The 17,235-nt window shown below is 37.6% G+C and carries 14 protein-coding genes; 3 read left to right on the top strand and 11 right to left on the bottom strand.

The window, feature by feature from the left end:
* Positions 1 to 19 precede the first annotated feature (19 nt).
* From V7077_RS03060 to V7077_RS03015, 10 genes are all read right to left on the bottom strand, one after another.
* Positions 20 to 1,681: a hypothetical protein gene (locus V7077_RS03060; protein WP_335498375.1), complete on the bottom strand. Its 1,662-nt coding sequence runs from the start codon at positions 1,679 to 1,681 to the stop codon at positions 20 to 22.
* Between the two features lie 108 nt (positions 1,682 to 1,789).
* Positions 1,790 to 2,572, bottom strand: a complete 783-nt coding sequence (gene kduD / locus V7077_RS03055; RefSeq protein ID WP_335498374.1) for a 2-dehydro-3-deoxy-D-gluconate 5-dehydrogenase KduD — start codon at positions 2,570 to 2,572, stop codon at positions 1,790 to 1,792.
* Between the two features lie 20 nt (positions 2,573 to 2,592).
* Complete coding sequence (gene kduI, locus V7077_RS03050; protein WP_335498372.1) at positions 2,593 to 3,423, bottom strand: 5-dehydro-4-deoxy-D-glucuronate isomerase; 831 nt, start codon at positions 3,421 to 3,423, stop codon at positions 2,593 to 2,595.
* Between the two features lie 461 nt (positions 3,424 to 3,884).
* On the bottom strand, positions 3,885 to 5,714 hold the full coding sequence (locus V7077_RS03045; protein ID WP_335498371.1) for a DUF2264 domain-containing protein: 1,830 nt from the start codon (positions 5,712 to 5,714) through the stop codon (positions 3,885 to 3,887).
* A 39-nt stretch (positions 5,715 to 5,753) separates the two neighbouring features.
* Positions 5,754 to 6,416, bottom strand: coding sequence for a YesL family protein (locus tag V7077_RS03040; protein ID WP_335498370.1), 663 nt, complete (start codon positions 6,414 to 6,416; stop codon positions 5,754 to 5,756).
* 5 nt (positions 6,417 to 6,421) lie between these two features.
* Entirely contained in the window at positions 6,422 to 7,282 is an 861-nt protein-coding gene (locus tag V7077_RS03035; protein ID WP_335498369.1) for a carbohydrate ABC transporter permease, read from the bottom strand.
* 13 nt (positions 7,283 to 7,295) lie between these two features.
* A complete protein-coding gene (locus V7077_RS03030) occupies positions 7,296 to 8,231 on the bottom strand; it encodes a carbohydrate ABC transporter permease (RefSeq protein WP_335498367.1) in 936 nt (311 codons plus the stop codon).
* Between the two features lie 120 nt (positions 8,232 to 8,351).
* Positions 8,352 to 9,650: an ABC transporter substrate-binding protein gene (locus V7077_RS03025; RefSeq protein WP_335498366.1), complete on the bottom strand. Its 1,299-nt coding sequence runs from the start codon at positions 9,648 to 9,650 to the stop codon at positions 8,352 to 8,354.
* Between the two features lie 288 nt (positions 9,651 to 9,938).
* Positions 9,939 to 11,720 (bottom strand): ABC transporter ATP-binding protein, encoded by a 1,782-nt coding sequence (locus V7077_RS03020; protein ID WP_335498365.1) that lies wholly within the window; start codon positions 11,718 to 11,720, stop codon positions 9,939 to 9,941.
* Complete coding sequence (locus V7077_RS03015) at positions 11,707 to 13,476, bottom strand: ABC transporter ATP-binding protein (protein WP_335498364.1); 1,770 nt, start codon at positions 13,474 to 13,476, stop codon at positions 11,707 to 11,709. Before V7077_RS03015 ends, V7077_RS03020 begins: the two co-directional genes overlap by 14 nt.
* 145 nt (positions 13,477 to 13,621) lie before the next feature.
* Here V7077_RS03015 and V7077_RS03010 point away from each other — a divergent pair, with 145 nt between their 5' ends.
* A complete protein-coding gene (locus V7077_RS03010) occupies positions 13,622 to 14,509 on the top strand; it encodes a helix-turn-helix transcriptional regulator (RefSeq protein WP_335498363.1) in 888 nt (295 codons plus the stop codon).
* A gap of 94 nt (positions 14,510 to 14,603) precedes the next feature.
* Entirely contained in the window at positions 14,604 to 15,461 is an 858-nt protein-coding gene (locus V7077_RS03005; protein WP_335498362.1) for a hypothetical protein, read from the top strand.
* A gap of 66 nt (positions 15,462 to 15,527) precedes the next feature.
* Here the strand turns inward: V7077_RS03005 and V7077_RS03000 are convergent, their stop codons facing one another.
* A complete protein-coding gene (locus V7077_RS03000) occupies positions 15,528 to 16,121 on the bottom strand; it encodes a biotin transporter BioY (RefSeq protein ID WP_335498361.1) in 594 nt (197 codons plus the stop codon).
* Between the two features lie 572 nt (positions 16,122 to 16,693).
* On the opposite strand from V7077_RS03000, the gene V7077_RS02995 reads away from it, so the two are divergent.
* A complete protein-coding gene (locus V7077_RS02995) occupies positions 16,694 to 17,230 on the top strand; it encodes a ribonuclease H-like YkuK family protein (RefSeq protein ID WP_335498360.1) in 537 nt (178 codons plus the stop codon).
* Positions 17,231 to 17,235: the final 5 nt, after the last annotated feature.

Below are 17,235 nucleotides of genomic sequence, written 5' to 3'. Positions count from 1 at the left end.
TATAGGCACCCTTTAGGAATTAAATCGAATAATCGTTAAAACTAATCACTTGGTCATCTATTAACCTTGTAACTTTTCTCTGTGAAAAATCATAATTTAATTGCAAACTTTCACCTTGAGTCGTTATGTAGGACATGAACATCTCATCACCTCCTTTTAGCGCAAAACCCACGTTAAAACTTCCCATATAGGTTTTAAAATCAAGTAGGTTTTGAATACTCAGTGATTTCAATTCATTCGTGGTCAATACTTCAATGACTACCCCATTTTTATTTCCTTTACTTTTAACTAGTAAATTTTGTTCTTGTTCAATCAATAAAATAGGGTTATATAAGTGAACGGCAAAATACACGTCACCGACCTTACCATAAAGATCTTTTTCATCCTTAATCCATTCGCCTTTCGGAAGATTTCCGATAATAAATGGATGACTCTCCGTCGGTAAATCATAAAATAGAGCACAAACTACATTTTTATGGTAAAGCACTTCACTAAATGGGCTTTGATGGCGTCCGTCTTCCATACTTGAATCAAATCCTTCACCCGGATGAAAGAAATAAAGCTGATTACTAGTGTTGTTATTTTCCACCGGCAGCGAAATATCCCAACGGTGCTGCTCATTCAAATATTCATCTGTCCGTTCCCACATCCCCCCCATAGCATAGGAAGAAGTGATATAGACATAATGATGAAGAACCTCCAGTTCTTTTTTATCCTCTTCAGTAAATAAATGGATCTGCTTTTTCACCTCAACCGGTTGTTGGTGATTCAATGCTATTTCACATATAAAAAAAGGGATCTGATAGGATAAAAACCCTGCCCCTTCCAAACGGGATATGGAGGTTGGCAGAGGAAAATCACCGAATTGGATATAGTCAATAAGGTTATTTTCATCTTTTGGGATGTCATGTGGCAAACCCCTGGAATGCGCCCCCACCCAAGCACCTTTTAAATAAAAAGTCGACCGTTCTTGCCAAAAAAAGTTCAATAAATCGGTTAGAGTTTGCTTAATCGGTTCATCAAGAATGTATTCTTGAGCAAACGTGATCGATTGGATTCTATGCCAAACCCAAGGTAATGCACCATATTCTCTGAGTCCATACTCAATAAGATGATGATATAACGCTTTCAAATGGTTATAACCGTTAGTTTTCATCTGATTGTCGTTAAAGAATTGCCCAAACATTAGCTGAATTACAAATATTTTCGTTTCATGATGATTAAATAATTCTGGGACTCTATCTTTTAAATTACTATGGTAAATAGTAGTGAGAGCATTATTGATTTCTATGTGTAATTCTTCGGAAAACGTTCCTTTATATTTTTCGTAAAAATATAAAAGTAAACCGCCAAAGAACTCTACTGGCAACGTGTTTTTCTCTGCCTTTAAGGGTTCTGGGTTAAGATTTAAGGGCCAATGACCATACATAGGACTTTGAGGATTTTGATCTTGAAGTTTGATACTATTGAGTAACACCAATTCTGCTAGACTTTTAGCTGCTTCTCTATCCACAGATAATGGAATACGCTCATCTTGGCTTGCCGCAAATAGATGCATAGCATAGTAAAAATTATCTCGTATATCCTCAAAAAACCAGTAATGTTGCTTTCGTAATGGTAATGAGAGTGCCTTTTCCGCTGCCATTGAGATTACTTCAAGTTTTCTTGTTTCAAAACTCATCTGAATCTCCCTTTATAGTAGTTTTAATATTCCAATAGAAATATCGGTTAAAAAACCTTTTACAAAGAATAGAATCCTATCCTTTGTAAAAGGCAATATTCTTTTAATCTATCTAGCCAACCAACCGCCATCAACCGCTAAAATATGACCATTCATATAATCAGATGCCTTACTTGCCAGGAAGACAACGACACCTTGTAGGTCCGCCGGGGTTGCCCAGCGCCCGGCAGGAATACGGGATGTAATTTCTGCCCTGCGTTTTTCATCTTCACGAATTGGCGCAGTATTGGCAGTTTCAACATATCCTGGAGCAATGGCATTAGTTTGAATATTATGCTCAGCTAATTCATTGGCAAAGGCCCTTGTTAAACCTGCGACTGCATGCTTACTTGCAGTATATGGCGGGACAAACTTTCCGCCTTGGAAGGATAACATGGATGCAACATTAATAATCTTTCCGCTCTTTTGTTCGACCATCACTTTTGCTGCTTCTTGGCTTAAAAAGTAAAGAGAGTTTAAGTTAAGTTCCATTACAGTATCCCAATCCTCTTGTTTATACTCAAGAAGTGGCGCACGTCGAATGGTTCCTGCATTGTTAACTAAAATATCAATTCTTCCATAGGCTTTTAAACAAGCTGAGACAATCTCTGTAATGGAATCTCGATTTGTTAGATCGGCTTGAAAAAATTCTACACGATGGCCTTCTTTTTCAATTAACTCTCTTGTTTCCTCCCAATTACGTCCATGTGTCGTAATAAAGAGGTCAGCACCAGCTTTGGCAAGAGCAACAGCATATCCTTGACCTAGTCCTGTATTACCGCCAGTTACGATAGCAACCTTTCCTGCTAGTGAAAAATAGTCTAATGAAAATTGCTGCAAATCATTTTCCATGGGTATAATCCTCCCGAAATTTATCGTAATTCATCCATTTTAATATGGTCCATATCATCATAGGTGATGTTTTCTCCACACATCCCCCAAATAAAGGTGTAGTTACTAGTTGCTGTACCTGTATGGATTGACCAACTCGGAGAAATAGCGGCTTGCTCATTTTTCATAACAAGGTGCCTAGTTTCGTCAGGTTTACCCATGAAGTGGAATACACGAGTATCTGGTTCCATATCAAAATATAAATATACTTCCATCCGCCGTTCATGAGTATGGCAAGGCATTGTATTCCAAACACTTCCAGGCGATAACATTGTTAATCCCATTTGAAGCTGACAAGACTCACAAACATTTGGATGGACATATTGATAAATTTTTCTTTCATTTAATGTACCCGGTTCACCAGCTTCAAGCGGTTTAATATTCTTGATATCAATTTTTACAGTTGGATATGTATGATGCGCTGGAGTAGAATTGATATAAAACTTGGCAGGGTCGTTTGGATCTTTTGAGCGGAATAATACTTGCTCTGTCCCCTTGCCTACATATAAACCATCACGGCGCTGCATATCATATTCCACGCCATCAAGGATCACAGCACCTGATCCACCAATATTAATAATTCCTAGTTCACGGCGTTCAAGGAAGTAATTTACCCCTAATTCTTTATCCAATTTAATCGTTAATTCTTTTTCTGCTGGGGTTACTCCACCAAAAATCATACGGTCAACATGGGTGTAAGTTAAATTTACTTTTCCTGGTTCAAAAATAGTTTCAACAAGGAAATGGTTCCTTAATTCTTCTGTCGTATATCTTTTAATTTCTTCCGGATGATTGGCATAACGTGTTTCCATTTCTTAATTCTCCTTTGATATGTATTTAAGAGCATTCTATTTACTCTTAGCGAACAATTTTTCCTCATGCGTTTTCAGCCATTGTATAATCTCTTCCTCTGAAAATGTGATCAATATGATAGACTTCTATTTTCTGAAGCAGATATCACATCCCAAATCATCGACCTGAGGCATTGTATATTCGATATTCTTCTTGTATGTTTCGATAATAGTGGGTCAATATTTTCAATTTATTGGTTAAATCATTAGGTTTTTCCATCCCTAGTAAATACACCGCATCTAGTTCCCCGCATGAACAGATATCAACAACTGGCAGCAATTCTTGAATAGTCCTCGAAGCCTCTTTATTGGGCCATAAAGAAGCCCGATAATTAAAAAAGGTTATTTTTACACTGTTTTCCCGAGCCTTCTTTTAAGGAAATAGTGTCATTTCTTTTAAACTTTCTCTTACCAGTATGTTTTCAACTATCTAAATCTAATAAACTCTTTGGTATGGAAACCACATCTTGCCCCACTGAAAGAATGAATTCATTTTCTTCTATCGTACAGTTTGCTTCTGGAATCGTATCATCCACAAAAGTTCCATAAAATCCATGGATTAATAAATGCTTTCCTTTATCTACTTTATCCTTTGCTGTAGGGATATAGGTTTGATCTTTCATGATATTGGAATTCGGCTCACCGTATACGTATTCCAGTTCTGAATCATGACTAAAATCAATCACCCCCACCTGATGTTCATCACTCATCACTTTAATTTGATTGGGATTAGTTATTTTCTGGATAAGAGCTCCATCCACTTCAAATCCTAAGGCAAAACTTCCATCTGCAAGATATATAGTTTTATCTGTTTCAATCATATGGATACGGAAATGAAAAGGAGTAAATGGAACAATAATACTTCTCAATCTTACGCCTTCATATGGATGCCAATTTGTTAATAAATAGTCTTTCGTTACTTGATAGTCAGACTTCTCATAGCGCATTTTGTAGTATCTTTCAGAGTCTAGGCTAACTGCAAGAGTATTATCAAATGCACCTTGCCTTAAATTTAATTGACCTTTTGAAACACTAAATCCAAACACACTTGAATAGACAAACTTTTCGTATTTTGCATCACAATGGGTATGGGGTTCACAATGTAATCCAGCGGTATATAATTGGACTTGTTTATTTTTCTGATCTCGTGTCACTAAAAATCGTGCCGGGGTGATTAATTTTTTGCTAGGAAGGTCTGGTGCCTTTTCTGAAATAGACCAAAATGGATGCTCTTCAGGCAGACCCAATAACAAAAATGTCTTCAATGCCCAATAGGGTGAACCAAAAGCATTATATCCTTCAGTAAACACCTGATTCCGGTAGTAATAGCCTACGGTTAGTAAACCATCATGACTAAAAATGGATTGTCCCATCCAATGCTTCAAGTGTTCTAAAACTAACCATTTCATTTCTGAGTATGGCAGAACTTCAATTTCGGCAAAAATGGCTGCACTGAAAAATGCCACTTGGGCAAAACGATAGGTCATACTCCGGCCAAACGGGACTGCTGCCCCATTTCCATCAAAGAAACAAGCAAATGATTGAGCAAACTCTTTAGACCGCTCCACAAAAACGTTCGCGTGCAGATCATTTTCATCTGCTGTTTTTGCGTAAACTAAACCGTAAAAATGGATAGCGAAAGGAACATAATAGTCAATCTGATCAGGATATCCGTCTACATACCATCCCTCAGAGCGATAAAATGAGTGAACCAGCTCCAAATCATTCTTTAACATATCCTCATTATAGGTAAGGCCATTTAGACGAAAACCATGGTTCACTAAGATGCGGAAGAAGATCCAGTTATTCTTAGGTATATCCCGTTGATTAATTTGATTTAACCACGCATGCAGCTGGTTTTGTTCTTTTTCATCAAAGAAACTTAACCATTTTTCACCACAAATGCATAATGCTAATCCAATAACAGCCATTTCTACTAAACGTTGGTCATAATGATGGGTTTCCCCGAAGTAATGTGGATGTTCTGGATCGATACCTTCTTTAAGTCTAGCAATATATCTCTCGTAGCCTTTATACTCTGTTCCCCCGGCAAGCAGCGGAACAATTCCCCAAAGCGGACGGAATAAGGCTTCAATTTGACGGGTCTTTTCACTGTAATGCGTACCGCCCGTATCAAACTTCAAACCAGGACCTTCACGGTCAAAATGCGTGATTAGTGGGTCTAACAATTTTTCCAACATAGAAACTAAGTTTTTTCTACTTGTTACCTTTCCCGTTTCAACATTATTCATTTTTTCACCATCCACTAGGTAACTTAAAGAAACTTCCTTTTACAGCTGATTTGAATTCTGAAAAACTAATGAACTATTACGCACAATCAAGAAAAAAATCAAACTTGGTAAAACCATAAAAGCAAACACAGGTTTAATTAATAAAATAAAGATAAAAAAGCAAGCCAAGACTGTATTTAAAATGGTAATATAGAATTTTTTTATCGAATAATAGAATGATAGGATAAAAAGTGATTTTAATTTATGGTTTGTTTTTGTCATGATAACCAGTCCACAAATCACCATATTTAATAGTAAGAGAGATAAGATAATAAATAAGGGAGAAACAATGGCAAATAAAGATTTATCCATGAACACCGCAATATCAATCGTTAAAATGAATAACAGCGCCAAAGTGATTGTCCATAAAAGGATAGATGCCGGGAAGCCTCCCTTAAAAAACTTCCAAAAATCTTTTGTTACACTAATATCTTTTTCTACCACTATTTTATTTAGAGATGCCATTAATGCTGCCAATGCGGGTCCCATAGGGATAAGAGTAATAAAATAATAGATCATATTTGATGGAATAAATTGTAATGTAGACAATGCTAATATAAAGGGTATATTAGCTATGGCAAAATACAAATTTAACATCAAAAACCAATACCCGTAATTAAAAATGGCAGCATATTGAAAATGTGACAGGTTCATTCGAAACATAAAGATCAGCCTTTCATCCCAGTGGTTGCTATTCCTTCAATAATATATCTTTGTGCAAAAATGAAGATAATTGTAATTGGTATAATCGATACAAGAGATGCAGCCATAATTAATGCATATTGGGCATCATACAAAGTGACAAACATACGTAAACCTAACTGAATCGTTTTCACTTCGGTTGAGTTTAAGTAAATGAACGGCCCCATGTAATCGTTCCAAGTATTAACGAAGGTTAAAACGATCAGGGTAGTAAGAGCTGGTTTGGATAATGGCAAGATGATCTTGAAGTAGATTCCATATTCATTTAATCCATCTACTCGTGCAGCTTCACTTAATTCTTCAGGAATACTCATATAAAACTGTCTCATTAAAAAGACACCAAAAGCACTAAATGCTTGTAATAAGACTAAAGACCATAATGAATCTGTTAAATGAATATCTCTCATCATAATAAACTGAGGAATCATATAAGCCTGCCATGGTACGGCAATCGTACCAATATAGGCTAGAAAAAGTGTATTTCTGCCCTTAAATCTCATTTTAGAAAAACCATAAGCAGCAAAACTACTAGTCAGTACTTGTATAAAAGTAACGACTACACTTAGAAAGATGGTGTTTTTAAAGAATGTCAATAGTGGGATTTGATGCCAGATTTCTACAAAGTTCCTCCATTGTGGTTTTGTAGGAATCCATTGAATTGGGATACTAAATACTTGATTATCCTGTTTTAACGAAGATGAGATCATCCATAAAAATGGAATTAAAACTAAGAGAGATAAGATAAGTAAAAAGATATACGTAATGGTATTCCCTATATGTTGCTTTGTTCTTCGAGACAATCCAGGGCTTTTTGTTGCTGCATCCAATGTTTTTCACTCCCTAATAGTCTGTATTTTTTTCTTGTATTCGGAATTGAATTATCGTGATTCCTAACACAATGACGAATAAAACTAACGAGATAGCAGAGGCATAACCAAAGTCGTATTTTACGAACGCTTGATTATAGATTTGATAAACTAATACGTTAGTAGATCGGCCTGGTCCACCCATTGTCATAACTTGAATTAAATCAAATACTTTGAAACTAGAAATCGTTAACATAATTAATACTAAAAAAGTGGTCGGAGCAAGCATTGGTAAGGTTACATGTCTAAATTCATGCCATTTATTTGCACCATCAATTTTGGCAGCCTCATATAATTCTTTTGGTATACTTTGTAATCCCGCTAAATAGAGAACCATATAATAACCCATTCCACGCCAAACACTTACAATAATAATTGCCGGCATTGCCCATTTTGACGAAGAAGTCCAGCCTGGCGCATTTTCAATGCCAATCCAGCGTAAAAATTCATTGATAAGTCCCATATCCGGATGAAATAACATATTCCATACAACGGCAACGGCTACAAGGGACGTAACATATGGAAAGAAGAGCGCAGCTCGGAAAAAGCCGATTCCACGGATTTTCTTATTGAGCAGGATAGCTAAAAGCAGGGAACAGATTAATGTCAACGGGACGGTACCGATGGTATAGTAGATAGTATTCCAAAGGGAAATCCAAAAGGTCGTATCATGAATCATTGTATTAAAATTTTTCAATCCTACGAATTCAGGAGCTGAAAAGGCATCCCATTTCATAAAAGCGATAACGAACGAAGCTACCACAGGGATTAAGGTAAAAATAAAGAATCCAAGGAAGTTCGGAGTAATAAAGGACCAGGCAACTAATGTGTTTCTTCTTCTTCTTTTCTTTTCTGATAAAATTTTAACTTTAGGAGCATTAATTACCACATTCGTATTTGTATTACTCATATTGTCCCACCCTTTCTAATTGGTGGTTCTCTCCTTTCAAAAGAGCATTTAAAAACGGGACAAAAGCTGTGACTTTAGTTATCTGCTCTAAACCTGTTCACTTTTGTCCCACCATGTTTACTACTTATTTAAAACTTCAGATTTAACACGTTGTCCCATTGTTTTAATTCCTTTGTCAATACTGTTTTCACCGATCATGATTAAGTCATGTTCTTCATTTAAAATTTGGTCAATGGCAGCGGAGTTTTTGTCCATTGGCATCTCAATATTTACAAAATCAGGGTTAAATGCTTTCTTAGAAAGTTCATCGCTCGGCATACCAGCAACCTTAAAGTAAATATTATTAATTTCCTCTGTACGATAAGCTGGAACTACACCAACACCTGCAACCACTTTTGCCCCTTCTTCACCGGAAGCCCATTTAACAAATTTTTCAGCTTCTTTACTATGTGCTGCATTCTTATTTACAGCGAAAGCTGTTGGAGATCCCCATGATTTAACTTTGCCTTTTTCTGTTTGAGGCAGTGGAGCAATTGCCCAATCTACATTCGTTTTACCTTGATTTTTCGAATTTAGAACACCAGCCATATACCAAGTACCCATTGGAAGCATAGCCGCTTTTTCGGTTTCAAATTGTGAAGCATAAGTAGTGTTAGTTGATTTTGCAGTTCCATAATCTAATACACTCTTATCGTCCTGCATACCTTTAAAAACTTTATACATATTGGTTAGGAAGCTATAGTCACCTTTAACCAGTGCATTTGGTTTTCCTACTTCTTGAGCCGCTGCCGTTGCATTGGTAATGGATCTCCAAACATGGTTATACGCGCCATATACTTTTGTATCTCCCGAACCAGAAGTTAATTTCTTAGCTGTTTCTCTATACTCATCCCATGTTAAATTTTCAGGATACTTTACGCCTGCTTGATCAAATAGTTTTTTATTGTAATAAAGCACCCAAAAGTCGTTACGATATGGTAAAGCGAAAATTTTTCCATTGGCATCTTTCATATTCTCTAACATGCCCTGATACTTCTCTCCATCTAAGCTTTTTGCGTATGCAGTCATGTCTTTCAATTGACCGCGGTAAGCATAGTTTGAATAGCCGATTAAGTTTTTCATTGTTAAAACATCAGAATCATCGTTACCAGCCAGCATGGTTGTTAATTTTTGGTCATACTGTGCTGCTTCAATATCAACTGGTTCAATTTTTACATTAGGATTTTCTTTTTGATAGGCTTCAAATAATGCTTTAAATTCTGGCGTGGTATCGTAGTTCCATACTGTTACTTTCAAGGTAACCTTTCCATCTGAGCCTTTTACTGTTTCCTTTGATGCGGTGTCTTTAGAACTACAACCCGCCATTATACTACTAAGAATAAGTATTAACACAAATATTAGAGCGAAATGCTTCTTCATAATTTACCCCCGCTTTTCATTTTTAATGGTTACTTTAAAGAAAAATAGATTCCTGGTTTTGAGACAATTTAGGAACTGTTTGAAAAATTTAACATCCTCCTTCATCCGTGATTACTAGACTCTGAAAGCCTTTACAAATAAAAGGTTATCAAATTTTCATATCCTACCTATAAGAATAATTTTACTTAGTAAGTGAAAATTTTGACTTTTAACATTGGACTGCAATTCAAAAAAAAGAACTTTGTTTATCTCAATTCGAGATAGACAAAGTTCTTCTAGTTCTAGCTATTATCCCACTTCTAGGGATTGATGCTGTGATTGATGCAGGTTCCAATAGTAGCTTTTCTTGCTTAATAACTCGTTATGTGATCCTTCCTCAATGATTCTGCCTTTATCTATGACAAGGATGCGGTCTGCATTTTGAATAGTTGAAAGGCGGTGAGCAATAATAAAAGATGTTCTTCCGGCAAGTAGAGTCTCCAATCCCTTCTGCAATGCCAGCTCGGTTTCCGTATCAATGGAAGAGGTAGCCTCATCGAGAATTAAGATTTTAGGATCGGCCAAAAGTGCGCGGGCAAACGAAATCAACTGTCTTTGTCCGGTAGAAAGCCTTGTGCCTCTTTCGTTGACCTCTGTTTGATACCCATCGGCCAGACCGCTGATAAACTGATGGGCCTGAACCGCCTTCGCCGCTGCAATCACCTCTTCGTCGGTAGCATCAAGCCGGCCATAACGGATATTATCCATAATCGTACCAGAAAAAATAAATGGATCTTGAAGCATGACGCCCATTTGCATCCTTAAAGATGGAATGGTAACCGTACTAATATCGACACCGTCAATTTCTATCTTCCCGCTGCTTACATCATAAAAACGGCTGAGCAAACTGACAATTGTCGTCTTTCCCGATCCGGTCGCACCAACAAGTGCAATGGTTTCACCAGGATTTACACAAAAGTTTATATTCTTAAGGATCCTTTCTCCTTCTTCATATTCAAACACAACCTCTTTAAAATCCACTTTCCCGCTAATCGTCGGCAGCTTTGAAGCATTTGGACGATCTTCAACCGTCGGCCTTTCATCGATCATTTCAAAAATTCTTTCCAAATAGGCCGTCGCATTGATAATGGCATTGTAGAAGTTCCCAATATTGGCGATGGGGGTCCAAAACATTCCTATATAACCAACAAAGGCAACCAAAGCGCCGACGGTTACTCCTTCACCGATCTGAGATATTCCGAATACATAAATGACAGAGGTCGTAAGAACCGATATGTTTTCTATTGAAGGCCATAGTAAGAATTGGATTCTTACCGCTTTCATCCATGAGCTACGATAGCTTTCAGAAACATCTTTAAAAATACGTTTATTTTCTTCTTCCCTGGTAAAGGCCTGAGTCACTTTGATGCCATTGATGCTTTCATGAATATACGCATTCATATTGGACTGCTTATTACTTAATGTTTGCCAAGCTTTCCGCTGTGCATTTTTAATCAAAAGGATGACGGCAGCCAGGATTGGAAATCCAAGCATCGCCATAAGTGTTAACTTCACATCAATCGCTAACATAAAACCGACAATCACGACCAGGCTAAACAGGTCGGTAATTAAATTGATTAAACCATTTGATAATAAATCACTTAAGGAGTTAACATAGTTAACCACCCTCACTAAAATTTTTCCATGCGGTCTGCTGTCATAAAAGGAAAAAGACAGTTTTTGCAAATGGGTAAACAAATCTTTTCTAATATTAAGGATGACACTCTGACCTATCTCCGACATCATCCGAATTCTATATTTCATACAGATTCCCGTAATAACCAGAGCTCCAAGATAAATGCCGGCAAGGAGCAGTAAATTTCCGACATCCTTGTTGGGAATACTTTCGTCAATGGCTCTTTTAATCAAATAGGGGCCAATTAAATTGGCTCCGCTGGCAATCAGCATAATTAAAACAGTAAAAATAATCTTTTTTCGATAGGGTTTTAAATAAGTAAACAAACGCTTTAGATGAACAAAGCTGAATGGTGATTCCAACTCTTCATCCACATCAAATTTATTGCGCGCCATTGAGATAGATCACATCCTCGCTATTGTGCTGACCATCAAAATTCCCATTCTGATTCATAAACACCTTATAGTAATAGCCCTTTTTCGCAAGCAGCTCTTTATGCTTTCCTCTTTCAATGATATGGCCATTTTCCATGACAAGAATTAAATCAGCCTCTTTTACAGAAGAAATCCGATGAGCAATAATAAAACAGGTCTTCTCTTTCAGTAACGACTTTAACGTTCGTTGAATACGAAGTTCTGTTTCCATGTCGACAGCTGATGTTGTATCATCAAGAACCAGGATAGATGGATTTTTTAAAAGTGCCCGTGCTAATGCAATCCTTTGCCGTTGTCCGCCTGAAAGACCTACGCCCCGTTCCCCAATAATCGTATCGTAGCCATCTGGAAGATTCATGATAAAATCATGTGCCTCTGCCATTTTTGCAGCAGATTGAACCATTTCCAAGGTGGCATCAGGATTCCCGTATGCAATATTTCCCTCAATGGTATCGGAAAAAAGGAATATATCCTGCATGACCATAGCCATACTATCTCTCAATTTAGGAATATCCCAATCTCTCACATCAATCCCATCCACCTTAACTTCCCCGCTTGTTGTATCATAAAAGCGGCTTAAAAGGTTTACCAATGTGGATTTACCTGCCCCCGTTGGGCCGATGATCCCCACTGTTTGACCCGGCAGGACCTTATAGCTGATATCATTGAGTACCTGTTCATCTCCGTAACTAAAGGACACTCGGTTAAACTCGACTACTCCATTCATCTGTCTGATGTTCGCTCTCATTGCTTCATTGGTAATTTCAGGTTGAGTGTTTAACAGGTCTTCTACTTTTTCAGCTGAAGCAATAAACCGCTGCACATCATTGATTAACCAGCCAGCCATCCGCATTGGATTATTTAACGCCCAAATCAAGGAATTGAAAGTTACTAATTCACCAAAAGTCAGTGAACCATTAATAACCATGATCCCTCCAACTAAGATCATCACAACGGTTAATACTCCTGCAAGTGAATCGAGAACAGGCAAATATTTTTCCCAAACCTTTGCAGAATCAAGACTTTTCTCCTTAAATGCCTCATTTTCGACTGAAAACTTATCAATTTCGTAGTCTTCCTTGGCAAATGCCTTTACAACCCGATTTCCGCTAATGTTTTCCTGAACAACTGAATTTAACCGTGCAAACTGTCCCCTGATCTCTGTAAAGGTAGGCTTGACCGTAAAGGAAAGACGTGTAGCAAAGAAACCAATAACCGGTGTTACCGCTACCATTGCCAACGCCAATAATGGATTAATATAAAACATAAACCCAATCGCAATGAGTAAGATGGTTAGATTTTCGAAGATCATATAAATAGCCCACGCCGTAAAATGCCTTACAGCTTCTAGATCCCCAGTCATCCGGGCCATAATATCTCCTGTTTTGGTCCGATCGAAAAAGCTAAAATCTAATTGCTGGAGACGATCATATAACTGTTCTCTTATGGTGAATATCACACTTTGTGAAACCCGTTCAAACATTAATTGATAACTATATCGAATAACCGTCTTGATTATGGTAACCCCTATCATGGTCCCTAAAAACATCCATAATAAATTGTTCTGATGGCCATAAATAACCTTATCAACAATTTTTCCTGCAAAATATGGATTCAACATGTTTAATACGGAAACAGTTAATGCCAGAAAAAGGCCACTAAATAATCTAATGCGGAAGTTCCTTATATACTTCCACACCCAACGCATGCTTTGCATACTGCACGTCCCCCCTCCTACGCCCTTGTACCAAAATACATTAAAATAAAAACATACATGAACCTATTATATTGTTATTATTAAAGAATAAAATATAAAATCATAACAAAAAATTGCACAATCCTAACATGTGAGGAGAGACGAAATGCTTCAAATAATTGCTCCACCTTTACCGACACTTCTTGCAGCCGGCAGGAATACGTTTGATATCGGTCAATCGCATATTAACAGGAATAATATTGGTGTTTTTGATTTATTAGTGGTGACAAGAGGGCAATTGTTCATGGGAGAGGACTATCGTAAATATAATGTTTGCAGAGGAAATACACTTATCCTCTACCCAGACAGGTACCATTTTTCTGTATCGCCATGTGATCAAGTAACCGAGTTTTTTTGGTTTCATTTCATTTCTTCAAAAGGGTGGAGAGATCTTACCATTTCTAAACCTGTTCATTACGAAGAAAAATCAGCTGAGGATTGTGGCAACTTTTTATCCGAGAGCCCCTTCGGGATAACGCTGCCCAAGTATTGCAAGATATCCAATCCCGAGGCTGTGGAGCTCCTGTGTTCAAAAATTATTGCTGCAGAAACCGAGTCTATTTATTCGGGAGAATGGCAGCGGCAAATACTCTTTCAGCAATTACTGCAGGAACTTTCAAATCATATGCATTTGGCCAATTCTTTGCCTGCATTTGCGGTCGCAGAAAAGGCAGCTGTTTATTTACGTAAAAATTATGCTAAAAAAGTTACCTATGAAGATCTGGGGCGAGCTCTCAGGTTTCATCCAAACCATATTGCAAGATGCATGATCCAGTCTTTTGGGTGTACACCGATTGAATATGTCAATAAAATTCGGATTGATCAAGCTAAGATATTACTAGTTTCAACTGATTGGAGTATTGATCGGATTTCAGAAAGCAGTGGCTTCACACAATCTGCCTATTTCAGCAGGATCTTCAAAAAACTGGAGCATGTATCTCCCCATCAGTTTCGAAAACAATATGTTGGAAAACTACCTACTCATAAATCATAAAGAAAACATAGGATAAAGGATGATCGAATAAATAATTTCTTTTGAATAAATTTTAATTGAAGATGGATACTATTTTTTTAAAGGGGGTATGATAGTGGATTTAAATTCATTATGCTATCTCGGACTTGGATTCATTAGTATCATTCTTCTTATTTATATATGTATAAAATCAGATATCAGAAGCGCGTTATTAACTTTTATAGGTATGGTCGGGGCAGGGTATATCATTGAGGCCGTTATTTATAACTTTTTAAGCAGCTATCAATATTATCCTCATATCATCAAACACGATCCTATTTATGATAGTGCTTGGGGGGCCATCGCATCTAATGCCTTAACATTACCTGTGACCGCCACCTTCCTTGCATCCTTTCATAAAAATTGGCTATGGGTAGCATTTACAATTGGTTTGTATGCAGGGATTGAATGGCTGTTTTTAGAACTGCATATCTATAAGCATTACTGGTGGAAGACATTCTATACTTCCCTAGGCCTACCCTTTTATTTTTTATTTGCTAAATTTCTTTATCGGAAAATGAGGGTCCCTATAAAAGGCTTTTTTCATACCTTTTGTTTATATCTCATTATAAGTCCCTTTCCAGGTTCGCTGCATATTATCCCGATTATGTTTTTTTCTAATCGCTATTATGAGTTTGGTTTATTTGCTAACCAATCTAAAGATACGATCGCTTTTTCGACCATTTTTTATTTATGTGCCAGTGTTGTTTACGTGTTTATTGCTAAATTTCAACTCTTACCACGATGGGGAAAATATCTTGCTATCGGACTTTGTATGTACTGCGCCACACTCTTACTGAGACGTGCGGGAATCCTCCACAGTTTAGTCTGGTGGGACACATGGTATTACATTGCACTATCTTTCTTCTCCCTTTTCTTCACCGAATACATTAGTAAATCTCTCCATAAAGGCTCTTTAGCATCCAGAATCTAAAGCAACAGCGGCTCAACTTCTACCGGTTGAACCGCTGTTTTCATTGTGACAAAGTGAGTAATGGTGTCAGGCACCACGTTTGAGTTGTTTGAATTGGCCCTTGGATAGGACGGTTTTTTCGAGGCGGTGGGCCATTATTCCGGCTAGGATGGATAGGATTATGTCCTTTGGCAGCGGGGCCGCCATCCATAACCACGCCATTTTGTAGGAAAATCCATCTGGTGCAGCTCCCCAAAATTTGTAGGCAAAGTACATCCAGTTGGTGCCGAACAGATAGTTGACGGCCATGCCAATTAACGAGGCAATGATGAACGCAGGCAGGCTTTTATTCTTTTCAACGATTTTTCCAATAATAAACGCCGCTAAAATATAAGATAGAATAAAGCCAAAGGTAGGTCTTATGATAATTGATAGACCGCCAGTAAAGTCAGCAAATACGGGAACCCCGACTAAGCCTACTAACATATAAACAATCATGGCAATTGAACCTAAACGGCTTCCTAAAATAGCTCCTGCTAAAATAGCAAAAAAGGTTTGTAGTGTAATCGGAACTCCACCGACATGTAAAAACGGAGCAATCGTTGATATATTTGCCCCGATGGCCATAAGTGCCACAAACATGGCGGCAAGTGTTAAATCTAGTGCCCTTAATTTCCTCATTTCGTCTCCCACCCTTATTTTTTTATCTTATCTTAAAAATAAATGGTAAGAGTAACTATTGTCAACCAAAAATTTTAATTAGTTAACAATATAAAAATATAGCAGCAACTCATGGAACGTTATTTTTTACGGCAGTTTTTGCAAACTTGGATCGTTTGCCCTGTTTCCGATTTATGAGCATAGAGTAGTTTTATTCCCGTCCTTGCGCAAAGTGGGCATGTCCCCCGTCCGTTTGAAGGCAGGTTGCTGATTGTCTTTCCTCTGTTTCTTTTTGCCATTCTCCATCATCCTTTTCCAATTGATCTTGTTTCTTTATCTAATGATGGACTGGCATAAATATTGTTAGGCAAATAATTGTTTTCAGTTAAATCTTTTCCTCCTCTTATGACCATTATGGCAATGGACTAGCCGTACCTAGTCAAGCCTCCTACTTGTTTTACTATTTTCCGCTGACTCGACATACATATAAATTAGACCGGGTTGCCAAAGATGTCCGCACGACAAAGGTCTCCTCGCCATAAGATAGGAATAAGAGTTAGTCTACGTTTTTTATCCAAGGGGGTGTTTTCAATATGAAAAATAATGCAGTGTACCACCATACATTTCAAAATCTTCAAGAGGTAGGACTGACGTTTGAACAGGTTTTTGATCGAATCATTTTATTCATGTCTTCCGCCCCTAAAGGAAACTATCGGTTGATGGTGGGAACAGATTCACAGGTTCATAAATCGCAAACGGTTTTTATCACTGGAATTGTTATTCAGAATGAAGGAAATGGTGTATGGGCCTGTATCAGAAAGATTGTGGTACCAAGAAAAATGACACAGCTGCATGAGCGGATTTCACTTGAATTATCATTAACGGAGGAAATTGTTGCTATGTTTACTGAAGAGCGGAAAAATAAGCTTATTGCGATTGTCCTGCCCTATCTCTATGAAGGAGCAACCTTTGCCATGGAAGGACATATCGATATTGGTGCTGGCAAACGGAATAAGACGAGAGAGTTTGTAACAGAAATGGTGACGCGAATGGAGTCCATGGGGGTAGAACCAAAGATTAAACCAGATGCGTTTGTCGCCTCGAGCTATGCTAACCGCTATACAAAATAAGCGTC

Origin of the sequence: Neobacillus vireti (genome assembly GCF_036962465.1) — a bacterium.
Classification (GTDB): Bacteria; Bacillota; Bacilli; order Bacillales; family Cytobacillaceae; genus Neobacillus; species Neobacillus vireti_B.
Note: the sequence above shows the minus strand (reverse complement) of the source record. Positions and strands in the feature narration are given on the sequence as shown.

What these genes read in the sequence shown, in the direction of transcription:
- kduI (WP_335498372.1), bottom strand. Translation starts at nt 3,423, where the DNA reads ATGGAAACACGTTATGCCAATCATCCGGAAGAAATTAAAAGATATACG.
- V7077_RS03045 (WP_335498371.1), bottom strand. Translation starts at nt 5,714, where the DNA reads ATGAATAATGTTGAAACGGGAAAGGTAACAAGTAGAAAAAACTTAGTT.
- V7077_RS03025 (WP_335498366.1), bottom strand. Translation starts at nt 9,650, where the DNA reads ATGAAGAAGCATTTCGCTCTAATATTTGTGTTAATACTTATTCTTAGT.
- V7077_RS03030 (WP_335498367.1), bottom strand. Translation starts at nt 8,231, where the DNA reads ATGAGTAATACAAATACGAATGTGGTAATTAATGCTCCTAAAGTTAAA.
- kduD (WP_335498374.1), bottom strand. Translation starts at nt 2,572, where the DNA reads ATGGAAAATGATTTGCAGCAATTTTCATTAGACTATTTTTCACTAGCA.
- V7077_RS03000 (WP_335498361.1), bottom strand. Translation starts at nt 16,121, where the DNA reads ATGAGGAAATTAAGGGCACTAGATTTAACACTTGCCGCCATGTTTGTG.
- V7077_RS03010 (WP_335498363.1), top strand. Translation starts at nt 13,622, where the DNA reads ATGCTTCAAATAATTGCTCCACCTTTACCGACACTTCTTGCAGCCGGC.
- V7077_RS03015 (WP_335498364.1), bottom strand. Translation starts at nt 13,476, where the DNA reads ATGCAAAGCATGCGTTGGGTGTGGAAGTATATAAGGAACTTCCGCATT.
- V7077_RS03040 (WP_335498370.1), bottom strand. Translation starts at nt 6,416, where the DNA reads ATGTTTCGAATGAACCTGTCACATTTTCAATATGCTGCCATTTTTAAT.
- V7077_RS03020 (WP_335498365.1), bottom strand. Translation starts at nt 11,720, where the DNA reads ATGGCGCGCAATAAATTTGATGTGGATGAAGAGTTGGAATCACCATTC.
- V7077_RS02995 (WP_335498360.1), top strand. Translation starts at nt 16,694, where the DNA reads ATGAAAAATAATGCAGTGTACCACCATACATTTCAAAATCTTCAAGAG.
- V7077_RS03060 (WP_335498375.1), bottom strand. Translation starts at nt 1,681, where the DNA reads ATGAGTTTTGAAACAAGAAAACTTGAAGTAATCTCAATGGCAGCGGAA.